The organism is Rhodococcus sp. NPDC003382 (genome assembly GCF_053589135.1).
On record NZ_JBSFRH010000016.1, the window covers coordinates 84,310 to 97,496 of the forward strand.

Genomic DNA, 13,187 nt, shown 5'->3' on the forward strand with positions numbered 1-13,187 from the left:
TGCGGTTCCGAGAACCCGGCGCCCGCAGCCACTCCCGAGTAGCCTCCCGAACATGACGAAGGCACTCTCCGTAGTTCAACTCGTCAAAACCTTCGGCTCGACCCGAGCCCTGGACGGCCTCGACCTCGAGGTGCGCGTCGGGGAGGTGCACGGCTTCCTCGGACCCAACGGCGCCGGTAAATCCACCACCATCCGCATCCTCCTCGGCCTGCTGCGCGCCGATTCCGGCCGGGCGGAACTGCTCGGCGGAGATCCGTGGAGCAACTCCGTGGACCTGCACCGGCGGCTGGCCTATGTGCCGGGCGATGTGAACCTGTGGCCGAACCTGACCGGGGGTGAGGCCATCGACCTGCTGGCCGGGCTGCGCGGGGGCATCGACGAGCGCCGCCGGGCCGACCTGCTGGACAGATTCGAGCTCGATCCCACCAAGAAGGCCCGCACCTACTCGAAGGGCAACCGGCAGAAGGTCGCGATCGTGGCCGCCCTCGCCTCGGACGTGGAGTTGTTCCTTTTCGACGAACCCACCTCCGGGCTGGACCCGCTCAAGGACGAGGTGTTCCGGGACTGCGTGCGCGAAGCCGTCGCCGACGGCCGATCGGTCCTGCTGTCCAGCCATACCTTGTCCGAGGTCGAGGCCCTGTGCGACCGGGTCACGATCATCCGGCAGGGACGCACCGTCGAATCGGGAAGCCTGAGCGAGCTGCGGCACCTCACCCGCACCTCGATCCGTGCCGAAACGGCCCGTCCCGCAGTGGGTTTCGGTGATCACCCCGGCGTCCACGACCTGGAGATCGAGGGGCTGCGCGTGCAGTGCGAAGTCGACACCGCCCAGCTCGACGAGGTGCTGCGCCGGCTGCTCGACTTCGAACTGACGTCCCTGACCTGCACCCCACCCACGTTGGAGGAGCTGTTCCTGCGGCACTACGGCGACGAGGTGCCCGGCGGGAGCGGACTGTGAGCACCGTCGCGACCGGCAGGCATCCGAGCCCCGCCTATGCAGGCACGGGCAGGCTGATCCGCCTGGCGCTGCGCCGCGACCGCGTGCAGATACCGGTGTGGCTGGTGGCGTTCGCCGTCGTCTACGCGATCTCGGTGGTGAGCCTGAAGGACCTGTACCCGACCGCGAACGACCTGCACCTGATCGCGGTCAGTTCCGCCGTGTCCCCGGTGGTGCTCGCCACCAACGGGCTGGTGTCGGGTGACAGTCTCGGCGCCGTGGTGGCCGCCCAGACGCTGCTGTTCCTGGCGCTCGCCGCCGGGCTGATGAACTCGATGATGGTGGTTCGGCACACCCGCCAGAACGAGGAGACCGGGCGGGCGGAACTGGTCGGCGCGGCCGTCGTCGGACGCCGGGCCATGCTCACCGCGGCGCTGCTGGTTGCACTCGCCACGGACGTGGTGCTGACGGTGCTGCTCACGGTCGTCTCCGTCGCGTTCGGACTGCCCGTGGGCGGTTCGCTGGCGCTCGGAGCCGCGACGGGTGCCACCGGGCTCGCCTTCGCCGGAATCGCTGCGGTGACGGCGCAGGTCGCCGAGGGATCCCGCGCCGCGAACGGGCTCGCGGGCGCCGCCCTGGGCCTGTCGTTCCTGCTGCGCGCGGTCGGCGACACCACCGGCAGCGTCGACGAGTCCGGGATCCGGGTCACCAGCGCGTGGCCGTCGTGGCTCAGCCCGATCGGCTGGGCACAACAGGTCCGGCCGTTCGACGCCGACAAATGGTGGGTCTTCGCGGTCTTCGCGCTGTTCGTCGTCGCGACCGTGTGGCTCGCCTACGCCTTGACCGGAAGGCGCGATCACGGTGCCGGACTCGTGCAGCCGCGCCCGGGCCCGGCCCGGGCCGCTCCGCGCCTGCCGACGGCTCTCGGATTCGCGTGGCGCATGCAGCGCACCACGCTGCTGTGGTGGGCGCTGGGCATCGCGGTGCTCGCGGTGACGTACGGGAGCATTGCGGACGAGATGGACAACTTCCTCGACGAGGGCGGCGCGGTCGCCGACATGATGACGCAACTCGGCGGTGGCGCCGAGGCGCTCACCGATGCGTACTTCGCCGTGACCTTCCTGATGATGTCCTTCTTCACTGCCGCGTACGCGGTGCAGGCGGTGCTGCGGATGCACGGTGAGGAGAGCTCCGGCCGCGTGGAACCGCTGCTGTCGACCGCGCTCGGCCGCGCCCCGTGGATGCTGTCCCACGTCGTCGTGGTGGTCGTGGGAATCGTGGTCCTGCACGTGATTCTCGGTGTCGCGGTCGCGGTTCCGTACGGCATCGCGATCGGGGACCTCGGGGGACCGCTCGGCGAGCTGATGTCGGCTGCGCTCGCGTTCGTCCCGGCCGTGCTGCTGGTCGCCGCGACGGCCGTCCTGTGCGTCGGCGCCTTCCCGGGACGCGCGGCGAGTATCGCGTGGGGCCTGTTCGTGGTGTGGGTGCTCATCGGCCAGATCGGGCCGCTGCTGAACCTGCCGCAGTGGGTGATGGATCTGTCACCGTTCGTGCACGTGCCGGCGCTGCCGGCGGCCGAGCTGCGAGCCCTCCCGCTGGTCGTGCTCACCGTCCTGGCGGTCCTGCTCGCCGCGGCCGGCGTTGCGGCCCTGCGCCGCCGCGACATCGCCGTGCAGTGACCGGTTCACCCGTGCTTCGCGGCCCGGGCTGCCTCGGCGAACGCCTGCATGCTGGGAAATTCGGCGTCGAAGCTGTACTCGACGGACGGGACCGGGGTCGCGCCCTGGCCGGGACGGTCGTGGCGACGGTTGATCCAGACCGAGCGCAGGCCGTGACGCTTGGCGGGAACGTGGTCGTGGAACAACGACTGCGCGACGTGCAGCAGGCGTTCGCGGGGAATCTCCAGTTCGGTCAGCGCGTCGTCGAGCGCCTCGAAGTGGTTCGGAGCGGGCTTGTAGGCGCCGACGTCCTGCGCGGTGATGATCCGGTCGAACGTGACCCCGAGACGGGCGTTGCTGCCCGCGAAGCCCTCGCGGTGCACGTTGGAGACGATGATGAGCGTGTAGTCCTGCGCCAGTGACGCCAGGGCCGCAGCGGAATCCGGAAACGCGGGCCAGTCCGGAACAGATGCGCCGAGCCGGGTCGCCCATTCGTCGGACACGTCGGCGCCGAGCGTCGCACCGGTACGACGGAACGCTTCGGCCAGGATCTGCGGGTACAGCGCGCCGGGCATGTCCTGTTCGGCGGCGGCCTCGCTGTCCCCGTACGCCAGGAGGAGGTCCTCGCCGGAGACGTCGAGTCCGGCTTCGCGCGCCCACGGGGCCAGTACGGCGGTGAGGCCGGTCTCCCAGTCGATGAGCGTGCCGTAGCAGTCGAAACTCAGTGCGTCGTACGCGGACAGATCCAACCCGGAGAGATTCACAGCCGCGGCCTCCTGACATGTGCGTTGGGAGGCAGTGTACGAGCAGGGACCTTCCGATGCTGCCCGGGACGAAGTACTGTCGACGCTCGCCCGGCGGCTGCGCGATGCACGATCCCGCGAACCGTCACCACACCTCATCAGGAATCGGAGCCATGACCGGAGTCACCGACATCGAACTGCGCGGCTGTGCGGGGGCACACGAGCTCGCCCGGCTCGTGGAGGTGTGGCGGAGCGCGGTGCGCGCCACCCATCACTTCCTCACCGCGGACGACATCGCCTTCTACGAAGACCGGATGGCGCAGGAATACCTGGCTGCCGTGGACCTCACGGTCGCTGTGACCGGAGGACGGATCGTCGGATTCTCCGGGCTCGCCGACGGCCGGCTGGAGATGCTCTTCGTCGAAAACGAGTACCGCGGAACCGGTGTCGGGTCGATCCTGCTGGAGGATGCCTTGCGCCGGCATCCCGCACTCACGCTGGATGTCAACGAGCAGAATCCCGCCGCGGTGGCGTTCTACCGGCGACGCGGCTTCGTCGTCACCGGACGATCCGAGACCGACGGCGACGGCCGCCCGTTCCCGCTCCTGCACCTGTCCGCCCCGGCAGCGACCCGCTGACCGGCGGTCCGATGTAGGCGGTTCGACTCAGGAGGCGTCGAGCACCAGCCACCCGCCGTGATGTTCGAACGCCTCGAAGTTCCGGCCGGTGGATTCGCCGAGCCGCGTCAGCGCATCGAGGTCGAAGGTGCGCACGTGGCCGTGGCAGGCGGTGGCCTCGTCCTCGAACGGCACCGCGATCACCACCCGCTCCCGGGCGATCCGCAGCGCTTCGGCGACGACCGCGGCACCGATCGTGTCGTCGACGTGTTCGAGCAGGTGGATCGCCGTGACCGTGTCGGCGCTGTCGTCCGGGACCGGCACGTTCGCGGCGTCGCACACCAGGGTGTCGACGGGCAGGCCGAGGCGCGGGGCGACGGCGTCGAGCAGGGACATGGTGCCCGGAAGGATGTCGGTGGCGGTCACCTGAGCTCCCGCGCCGGCCAGGCGCAACGGCAGGAAACCGAAGCACGACCCGAGGTCCAGCACGCGACCGCGGACCAACTCCGCCGCCTTGTCGTGGATGGGCGCGAAATCCGCTGTGCCGTCGAGAAGTTCACCCAGGGAGTTGTGGTAGTAGGTGACCCACGCGTCGAGGGGATCGGGGATCGTCGAACGCACCAGCCCGACCATCGTCAACTCGAACTCGTCCTGTCCGAAGTCGGCGTCCTCGATCGATGCGGTGACGCCGGCGACGAGCCGTTCGCTGAGATCGGCCGGTCCGAGCGAATGCGTCACGTGCAGGCGGCCGTCGTTGCGGCGCAACGTCAACGGGCCGGACTCGACGCGTTCGACCGTGACATGATCGTGCGTCCAGCGTCCGGGTGTGCAGGGGGCGAGGGAATCGAGCACGCTCATGACTGGGCCTCGTTCGGTGGGACGGCCGGGGAGTTCAGCCCACTGTAGAGGGTGCGCATCCCCGAGGCCAGCAGGTCGGGTAGTTCGGCGGAGTCGTCGGCGAGCCATTGTTCGTATGCCGAGACCGCCACGGCGAGCATGAGATAGGCGACGGTACGCGGGAAGTGGTCGTCGGCCGAGGCGCCGGTCCGGGCGGCCACGAACTCGGCGATGACCCGCCGCCAGCCCTGGTACATCACCGACGAATACGCCTGCAGGGTCGGGTTGCGCAGGATCAGTTCCATGCGGGCGCGGTGTCGCTGCGCCTCGGACTCGGGGAAGGTGTTGAAGTCCAGCAGCGCCGACGCCAGGGCCTCGGCGAGGGGCATGTCCTCGGGAAGTGCGGACAGGTGGGCGCGCATGTGTGCGAGGTGCTCGTCGAAGTCGCCCCACGGCACCGCGTTCTTGGACGGGAAGTAGCGGAAGAACGTGCGGCGTGCGATCCCGGCGGCTTCGGCGATCTCGTCGACGCTGGTCTCGTCGAAGCCGCGTTCGCGGAACAGTTCGATGCCGACGGCGCTGAGTCCCTCCCTCGTGGTGGAGGGGCGCCGACCTGTCCGAGCGGACGGTTTCCGACGGCTACGCATGATTCCCTCGATCCATAGATGACATTCTGCACTCGATGCCATTACAGTGGTGAACCGAGTCACAACGCAAGACCGGTTGTGGCGTCGACTCCACACCTGGAGCAGAAATCCGAGGAGGAAACATGTCCGATCGTGACAACGCGGTGATCGAGTCCGAGCTCATCGAGGAGTCCCTCGTGGAAGAGGTCTCCATCGACGGCATGTGCGGCGTGTACTGACATGACCGCACCCGGAGCCACCGCCGTGGCAACTGCACAGTTCGATCCGGGCGCCACGTGGCGGCTCCACCCGCAGGTAGCGCTTCGCCCCGAGCCGTTCGGGGCGTTGCTCTACCACTTCGGCACCCGCAAGCTGTCGTTTCTGAAGAACACCGTGATCGTCGAGGTCGTCCGCTGTCTGGGCGAGCACGATTCGGTGCGGGATGCGTTGCGCGCCCACGGAATCGACGAGAACGCCGAGCGGCCCTACCTGCATGCCCTGCGCACGCTGGCCGACTCCCACATGATCGTCCCCGCCTGACGCCCCGAACCAGCAAGGACCCGCCATGACGTCTCTGCTCGAACCACCCGTCACTTCTGCACCCCCGAAAGTGGGTCGTCTCGTCGACCAGTTCGAGAAGGGCCTCGATGCCCCGATCTGCCTGACCTGGGAACTGACCTACGCGTGCAACCTGTCGTGCGTGCACTGCCTGTCCTCGTCCGGTAAACGCGACCCGCGGGAGCTGTCGACCGAGCAGTGCAAGGCGATCATCGACGAACTGCAGCGCATGCAGGTCTTCTACGTCAACATCGGTGGTGGCGAACCCACCGTGCGCTCGGACTTCTGGGAACTGGTCGACTACGCCACCGAGCACCAGGTGGGCGTGAAGTTCTCCACCAACGGGGTGCGCATCGACAAGAAGGTCGCCGCGCGCCTGGCCGCCTCCGACTACGTCGACGTGCAGATCTCCCTCGACGGCGCGACCGCCGAGGTCAACGACGCCGTCCGCGGCCCCGGATCGTTCGCGATGGCCGTGCGCGCGCTGGAGAACCTGTCCGAGGCCGGCTTCCGCGACGCCAAGATCTCCGTCGTCGTCACCCGCGAGAACGTCGACCAGCTCGACGAGTTCAAGGCTCTGGCCGACAAGTACGGTGCCACCCTGCGCATCACCCGGTTGCGTCCGTCCGGACGCGCGGTGGACGTGTGGGACGAGCTGCACCCGACGCACGAGCAGCAGCGGCAGCTCTACGACTGGCTCGTCGCGCACGGCGAGGGTGTGCTCACCGGCGACTCGTTCTTCCACCTGTCCGCGTTCGGCGGCCAGAGCGGTGCCGGTGCGCTGCCGGGGCTGAACCTGTGCGGCGCGGGTCGGGTGGTGTGCCTGATCGACCCGGTCGGCGACGTCTACGCGTGCCCGTTCGCGATCCACGACAACTTCCACGCCGGCAACATCCTCACGGACGGCGGATTCGCGTCGGTGTGGAAGAACTCCGAGCTGTTCCGGCAGCTGCGCGAGCCGCAGTCCGCCGGCGCGTGCTCCTCGTGCAACTTCTTCGACGCGTGCCGCGGCGGCTGCATGGCCGCGAAGTTCTTCACCGGCCTGCCGATGGACGGCCCGGACCCCGAATGCGTCCAGGGCTACGGCCAGTCCGCGCTCGCCGGCGAGCGCACCGTGCCGCAGTCCAGCGTCGACCACTCGCGCACCGGCAAGCGCGCCGAGCGCCGCACCCCGGCCGCGCCGGTTCCGCTGACCCTGCTGACCAAGCCCCCCGCCAAGTTCTGCGACGAAAACCCGCTCGCAGGACTGTAATTCCCGAGGAGACCACAGACCATGGCCAAGCCATCCTGGTTGAAGAACCCGTGGGCGACCGACCCCTGGTTCGAAACCGTCGCCGTCGCGCAGGAACGTGCCCGCAAGCGGCTGCCGAAATCCGTCTACGGCGCGCTCGTCGCCGGCTCCGAAGCGGGCCTGACGGTCGACGACAACATCGCCGCGTTCCGGGAACTCGGTTTCGCGCCGCACGTCGCCGGACTGTCGGACAAGCGGGAAATGGGTACCCACGTCCTCGGGCAGGACGTGGCGATGCCGGTGTTGATCTCGCCGACCGGTGTGCAGGCCGTGCATCCGGACGGGGAGGTCGCGGTCGCGCGGGCGGCCGCCGCCCGTGGGGTCGCGATGGGCTTGAGCTCGTTCGCCTCGAAGTCCATCGAGGATGTCGCCGCGGTCAACGACAAGACGTTCTTCCAGATGTACTGGGTCGGCAGCCGGGACGTGCTGGTCCAGCGTATGGAGCGGGCCCGCGCAGCCGGAGCCAAGGGCCTGATCATGACCCTGGACTGGTCGTTCTCCAACGGCCGCGACTGGGGCAGCCCGGCGATCCCGGAGCGGATGAACCTCGAGGCGATGGTCAAGTTCGCGCCCGAGGGCATCTTCCGCCCGAAGTGGCTGCTCGAGTGGGCCAAGACCGGTGGCGTGCCGGACCTGACCACCCCGAACCTGACCCCGCCCGGCGGTGCGGCGCCGACGTTCTTCGGTGCCTACGGCGAGTGGATGACCACCCCGCTGCCCACCTGGGAGGACGTGGCCTGGCTGCGCGAGCAGTGGGGGGATGCCCCGTTCATGCTCAAGGGCGTCATGCGGGTCGACGACGCCAAGCGCGCCGTCGACGCCGGTGTCACCGCGATCTCGGTGTCCAACCACGGCGGCAACAACCTCGACGGCACCCCCGCGCCGATCCGGGCGCTGCCGGCGATCGCCGAGGCGGTCGGCAAGGACGTCGAGGTGCTGCTCGACGGCGGTATCCGCCGCGGCAGCGACGTCGTCAAGGCCCTCGCGCTCGGCGCGAAGGCGGTGCTCATCGGCCGCGCCTACCTGTGGGGTCTGGCCGCGAACGGTCAGGCCGGCGTCGAGAACGTCCTCGACATCCTCAGCGGCGGAATCGGTTCGGCGCTGATGGGCCTGGGCAAGACCTCGATCCACGAGCTCACCCCGGACGATGTGGTCGTGCCCGAGGGCTTCCGCCGCGACCTCGGTATCTGACCGGGGTCCACGAAGCTCAGTGCTCACCGATCCCATCACCCTCGCCGGACGGACCGCGCCGGCGAGGGTGATCTTTGGGCCGCACGAGACCAATCTCGCTGCGGGTAGAGCACTCTCACGGCGGCACGTCGACTACTACGCACGGCGTGCCCGCGGCGGTGCCGGCATCGTCGTCACCGAGGTCGCCTCGGTGCACGCTGCCGACCACCCCTACGAGCGGGCACCGCTGGCCGCCGACTGTGCTGCCGGCTGGGCGGAGACGGTCGCCGCGTGCCGCCCGCACGGCACGCTCGTGCTCGCCGGGCTCGGCCACGCCGGGCTGCAGGGATCGAGTGCCTGGACCCGGGCGCCGCTGCACGCGCCGTCGCGGGTTCCGGATCCGGCGACCCGGGAGCTGCCCGCCGAGATGACCGCGGCCGACATCGATTCGGTGGTCGACGGTTTCCGCGGGGCTGCCGCGACCGCGGTCGCCGCCGGCGTCGACGGCATCGAACTCGACGCCGGTCCGGCCTCACTGTTGCGGCAGTTCCTCTCGGGGCTGACCAATATGCGTACCGACCGCTACGGCACCGACCGGACCCTGCTGCTGAACCGCGTAATCACCACGGTCCGAAGCGAGCTCGGTCCCGGACGGATCCTTGCGTTGCGGCTGTGCTGCGACGAGAACGCGCCGTGGGCCGGGATCACTCCCGACCTCGCCGCCGCGCACGCGGCCGAATTCGCGCCGCACCTGGACCTGCTCACCGTGGTGCGGGGCGGCCTGTTCACTCCCGGCTCGTACCGGCCCGACGCGCACACTCCACCCGGATTCAACGCGGAACTGTGCCGCCACATCCGCGACGCGGTCGCCGGAACCGTTCCGATCGTGTTGCAGGGCAGCATCGTCGACCCGGAGCACGCTCGGCGCATGCTCGAGGACGGCGTCTGCGATGCCGTCGAGATGACCCGCGCGCAGATCGCCGACCCGGATCTCGTCGCGACCGTCCGTGCCGGACGCGACCCGCGACCGTGCGTGCTGTGCAACCAGGCGTGCCTCGTCCGCGACTTCCACAATCCGATGGTCGGATGCATCGGCAATCCCGAGGCGGGGCACGAGGATGAGCAGTCTGTTTCGCCGGCCTCCACATCCCGGGACGTTCTCGTCGTCGGGGGTGGCCCGGCCGGTCTCGAGGCCGCTCGCACCCTCGCCGCCCGGGGTCATCGGGTGCAGGTCCGCGAGCGTGCCGACCGGTGCGGTGGCCTGCTGCGGACCGCGGCCGCCGGCGTCGGACGCGACCGCCTCGCGACCCTCGCGGACTGGCTCGAGGACCGGTGCCGCGACAGCGGTGTCGATTTGCGGTGCGGTACCGAGGTCACCGCCCCCGACCTCGACGACGCGCACGCCGCCGGTACCGCGATCGTGCTCGCGACCGGCAGCCGGGACCGGCAGCCTGGGTTCCCGGTCGCTGCCGACGCCGCCTGCTACACGACCGCGCGCCGGGTCCTGGATCGTCCACCGGCCGAGCCGCGGACGATGCTCGTGTGGGATCCGGCCGGCGGGCCGATCGCGGTCGCGGTCGCCGAGCGACTGGCCGCGCTCGGCCACCCGGTGCACTACGCGACCTGCGATCCCATCGCAGGATCACGGCTCGCACCCACCGGCGACCTGGTCGGCGCGAACGCCCGGCTGCGACGGGCCGGCATCACCCGGCACCGCAGCGTCACGGTGCGCGCGGTCGACCCGACCGGTGTCCACCTCGAACACCCGATCACCGGGGAACGGAGCACCGTTCCGGATGCATTGTTCGTGGACTGCTCAGCGGGATTGCCTGATGACAAACTCGCCGGAATCAGGCGCAATGGAATCGGTGACTGCGTCGCACCACGGACGGTGCGGGAGGCGATCCGGGAGGGGTATCGTCTCGCCGCAGAACTGTAATAGGTTTCAATCGCGGATCGAAGGGGAACGCCACATGGGCGAGTTCGACGGCAAGGTCGTCTTCATCACCGGCATCGCGCGCGGGCAGGGCCGCAACCACGCGCTGCGTTTCGCACGGGAAGGGGCCTCGATCATCGGCGTCGACGTCGCCGGACCGGTCTCCGAGTACGTCTCCTACGAGCAGGCGACCCGCGAGGACTTCGACGAGACCGTGCGGCTCGTCGAGGAAGCCGGCGGCAAGATCGTCGCCCGCATCGCCGACGTGCGCGACAGTGCGGCCCTCAAGGCTGTCGTCGACGAAGGGGTCGCCCAGTTCGGCCGCCTCGACGTCGTCGTCGCCAACGCGGGCATCTGCTCGTGGAACCGTTTCTGGGAGATGCCCGACGAGCAGTTCGAGGAACTGATCGACATCAACCTGACCGGTGTCTTCAAGACCATCAAGGCCGCCACTCCCGCGATGATCGAGGCGGGCAACGGCGGCTCGATCATCCTCGTCAGCTCGGTCGCGGGCCTGAAGGCCATGCCCGGCCAGATCAACTACGCCGCAGCCAAGTTCGGTCTCGTCGGCATGACCCAGACAGCCGCGAAGGAGCTGGGCGAGTACCGCATCCGCGTCAACTCGATCCACCCGTACGGCGTGAACACGCCGATGGGCACCGACCCGGGTGCGCTGAAGATGTTCGAGAAGTACCCGCACTGGCTCCCCAACTTCGCGCCGATCCTCACCGAGAAGCCGATCGCCGACCCCGACGACACGTCCGACGCCGTGCTGTTCCTCGCGAGCGACCGCGCAAAGACCATCACCGGCAGCCAGATGGCGCTCGACCAGGGCAACTCGAAGGTCTGACCGGTGCCGCGTGACGTGACCGGCGCCGACCCGCACGATCTGTTGCGGCTCGGCCCGGTCACGCTGCGCAACCGCATCGTCTTTCCCGCGCACCTGACGAACTTCGCCGTCGACGGCGAGGTCACCGACCGGCACATCGCCTACTACGTCGCGCGCGCCCGCGGCGGCGCGGCGATGATCGTCACCGAAGAGCACACGGTGCACCCGTCGGATCGGCCGTACGAGAAGCTGATCCGCGGCTGGGATCCGGCGGTGCTGCCCGGGTACCGTCGTCTCACCGACGCGGTGCACGCCCAGGGCGCGCGAATCCTCGCCCAGCTCAACCACAACGGCGCCCAGGGCACCGGAATGTACACCGGCCGGCCGCTGTGGGCGCCGGCGCCGGACCCGGATCCGTTGTTCCGGGAAGTGCCCGTCGCGGTCGGCGCGGACGAGATCCGCGAACTCGTCGCGGGCTACGCGGACGCGGCCCGGCGCTGTGCCGACGGCGGGTTCGACGGTGTCGAGATCCAGTGCTCGCAGGCGTCGATCCTGCGCGCGTTCCTCGCCCCCGGCGCCAACCCGCGCACCGACGACTACGGCGGCGACCTCGACCGACGCGCCCGGCTGCTGCTCGAGGTCGTCGCCGCGGTGCGCGCAGCGCTCGGTCCCGGATACGTCCTCGGGGTCCGGTTGAGCGGGCACGACGGCACCCCCGGTGGCATCGACATCGACGATGCCGTGCGCGTCGCGCGCATGCTCGAAGCGACCGGGCACGTGGACTACCTGAGCACCTCGGTCGGGGTCGCGACCGAGACCCTGTATCTCGTCGAGGCGCCCATGTCGACGCCGCACGGCTATTCGCTGTTCGTGCCCGACGCCATCCGCACCGCCGTCGACCTGCCCGTGGTCGGGGTGGGCCGCTTCACGACCCCGGACCAGGTCCGCGCCGCCCTGGCCGACGGGGTCTGCGATCTAGTCGGGGCGGTGCGCGCCCACATCGCCGATCCCGGTTTCGCGGGCAAGGTCCTCGACGGACGCGGCGACGAGATCCGCCCGTGCATCGGCTGCAATCAGGACTGCATCGGACGGGTCGGGCTGGGCCGTCCGATCGGATGCGCGGTCAACCCGTATGCCGGATACGAGGACGCGACGCGGCCCGATCCGGCCGTGCCGGGGAAGGTGCTCGTCGTCGGCGGGGGACCGGCGGGCCTGCAGGCCGCGGTGACCGCCGCCGAGCGCGGACACGCCGTGACACTTCTCGAACGGGAATCTCTGGTGGGAGGTCAGATTCGTGTCGCCGCGTCCGCGCCGCACCGCGGTGAGCTGCTCGGTGCCGTCGCGAGTCTGGAAGCCGAGTGCCGTCGGCTCGGTGTCGAGATCCGCACCGGCGTCGACGTCGACGCCGCGACCGTCCGGGCATACCGGCCGGACACTGTCGTGATCGCCACCGGGGCCCGGCCGCGGCGGCCGGACTGGGCGGGGGAGTCGTCACGGGTGGTGGACGTGCGCGACGTGCTCGGCGGTCGCACCGAACCGGCAGGGCGGGTGCTCGTCGTCGACGACCTGGGATTCCATCAGGCGACCTCGGTCGCGGAGCTGCTCGCCGACCGCGGTTGCGCGGTCACCGTGTGCACCAGCGGAATGATCGTCGGCCAGGACCTCGGGCTCACCCTCGAGATGAACGGCTGGGTCCGGCGCGCTCACGACAAGGGCATCGAGCAGGTCACCGACGTGGTGGTCGCCGCCCTGACGGACACCGACTGCGTCGAGGTGACACTGCTGAACCATTTCACCGCCGAAAGCTCCGTCCGCACAGTCGATTACGTGGTCGTGGCGACGCACCAGGAGCCGGTCGACGAGCTGTGGCGCGACCTGCAGGGCGAGAGTTTCCGCGTGGTGCGTGTCGGCGACGCGGTGACGCCGCGGCGACTCGACTCGGCGATCATCGAGGGGATGCGCGCGGTCGCCGCGCTGTGACGGAA

At 69.9% G+C, this 13,187-nt stretch carries 13 protein-coding genes; 10 read left to right on the forward strand and 3 right to left on the reverse strand.

Features of this window, described 5'->3' with window-relative positions:
• Window positions 1-52: 52 nt before the first annotated feature.
• Both ACWDUD_RS13410 and ACWDUD_RS13415 read left to right on the forward strand, forming a co-directional pair.
• Window positions 53-958 (forward strand): ABC transporter ATP-binding protein, encoded by a 906-nt coding sequence (locus ACWDUD_RS13410; RefSeq protein WP_197257275.1) that lies wholly within the window; start codon window positions 53-55, stop codon window positions 956-958.
• Window positions 955-2,616: an ABC transporter permease gene (locus tag ACWDUD_RS13415; RefSeq protein WP_450109635.1), complete on the forward strand. Its 1,662-nt coding sequence runs from the start codon at window positions 955-957 to the stop codon at window positions 2,614-2,616. The genes ACWDUD_RS13410 and ACWDUD_RS13415 overlap by 4 nt, the downstream gene beginning before the upstream one ends.
• Window positions 2,617-2,621: 5 nt before the next feature.
• Here the strand turns inward: ACWDUD_RS13415 and ACWDUD_RS13420 are convergent, their stop codons facing one another.
• On the reverse strand, window positions 2,622-3,359 hold the full coding sequence (locus ACWDUD_RS13420) for a haloacid dehalogenase type II (RefSeq protein ID WP_450109636.1): 738 nt from the start codon (window positions 3,357-3,359) through the stop codon (window positions 2,622-2,624).
• Window positions 3,360-3,511: 152 nt separating this feature from the next.
• Here ACWDUD_RS13420 and ACWDUD_RS13425 point away from each other — a divergent pair, with 152 nt between their 5' ends.
• Window positions 3,512-3,976: an acetyltransferase gene (locus ACWDUD_RS13425; protein ID WP_450109637.1), complete on the forward strand. Its 465-nt coding sequence runs from the start codon at window positions 3,512-3,514 to the stop codon at window positions 3,974-3,976.
• Between the two features lie 27 nt (window positions 3,977-4,003).
• Here ACWDUD_RS13425 and mftM read toward each other — a convergent pair whose 3' ends face one another.
• Together mftM and mftR are read right to left on the reverse strand one after the other, a co-directional pair.
• Window positions 4,004-4,813 carry a mycofactocin oligosaccharide methyltransferase MftM gene (mftM, locus tag ACWDUD_RS13430; RefSeq protein WP_450109638.1) on the reverse strand — a complete coding sequence of 270 codons (810 nt, stop codon included), beginning with the start codon at window positions 4,811-4,813 and terminating at the stop codon, window positions 4,004-4,006.
• On the reverse strand, window positions 4,810-5,439 hold the full coding sequence (mftR, locus tag ACWDUD_RS13435) for a mycofactocin system transcriptional regulator (protein WP_197257283.1): 630 nt from the start codon (window positions 5,437-5,439) through the stop codon (window positions 4,810-4,812). Before mftR ends, mftM begins: the two co-directional genes overlap by 4 nt.
• A gap of 122 nt (window positions 5,440-5,561) precedes the next feature.
• Between mftR and mftA the strand changes: the two genes are divergently transcribed.
• The 7 genes from mftA to ACWDUD_RS13470 are packed head-to-tail and all read left to right on the forward strand — an operon-like array spanning window position 5,562 to window position 13,182.
• Window positions 5,562-5,657: a mycofactocin precursor MftA gene (mftA, locus tag ACWDUD_RS13440; protein WP_068159438.1), complete on the forward strand. Its 96-nt coding sequence runs from the start codon at window positions 5,562-5,564 to the stop codon at window positions 5,655-5,657.
• 1 nt (window position 5,658) lies between these two features.
• On the forward strand, window positions 5,659-5,958 hold the full coding sequence (gene mftB, locus ACWDUD_RS13445; protein WP_197257285.1) for a mycofactocin biosynthesis chaperone MftB: 300 nt from the start codon (window positions 5,659-5,661) through the stop codon (window positions 5,956-5,958).
• Between the two features lie 25 nt (window positions 5,959-5,983).
• Window positions 5,984-7,228, forward strand: a complete 1,245-nt coding sequence (mftC, locus tag ACWDUD_RS13450) for a mycofactocin radical SAM maturase (RefSeq protein ID WP_197257289.1) — start codon at window positions 5,984-5,986, stop codon at window positions 7,226-7,228.
• A gap of 21 nt (window positions 7,229-7,249) precedes the next feature.
• Window positions 7,250-8,458, forward strand: coding sequence for a pre-mycofactocin synthase MftD (mftD, locus tag ACWDUD_RS13455; RefSeq protein WP_450109639.1), 1,209 nt, complete (start codon window positions 7,250-7,252; stop codon window positions 8,456-8,458).
• A complete protein-coding gene (locus ACWDUD_RS13460) occupies window positions 8,415-10,376 on the forward strand; it encodes a mycofactocin system FadH/OYE family oxidoreductase 1 (RefSeq protein WP_450109640.1) in 1,962 nt (653 codons plus the stop codon). Before mftD ends, ACWDUD_RS13460 begins: the two co-directional genes overlap by 44 nt.
• A gap of 34 nt (window positions 10,377-10,410) precedes the next feature.
• Window positions 10,411-11,223: a mycofactocin-coupled SDR family oxidoreductase gene (locus ACWDUD_RS13465; RefSeq protein ID WP_197257293.1), complete on the forward strand. Its 813-nt coding sequence runs from the start codon at window positions 10,411-10,413 to the stop codon at window positions 11,221-11,223.
• A gap of 3 nt (window positions 11,224-11,226) precedes the next feature.
• Window positions 11,227-13,182, forward strand: a complete 1,956-nt coding sequence (locus ACWDUD_RS13470) for a mycofactocin system FadH/OYE family oxidoreductase 2 (protein ID WP_450109641.1) — start codon at window positions 11,227-11,229, stop codon at window positions 13,180-13,182.
• The last annotated feature ends 5 nt before the right edge of the window (window positions 13,183-13,187 follow it).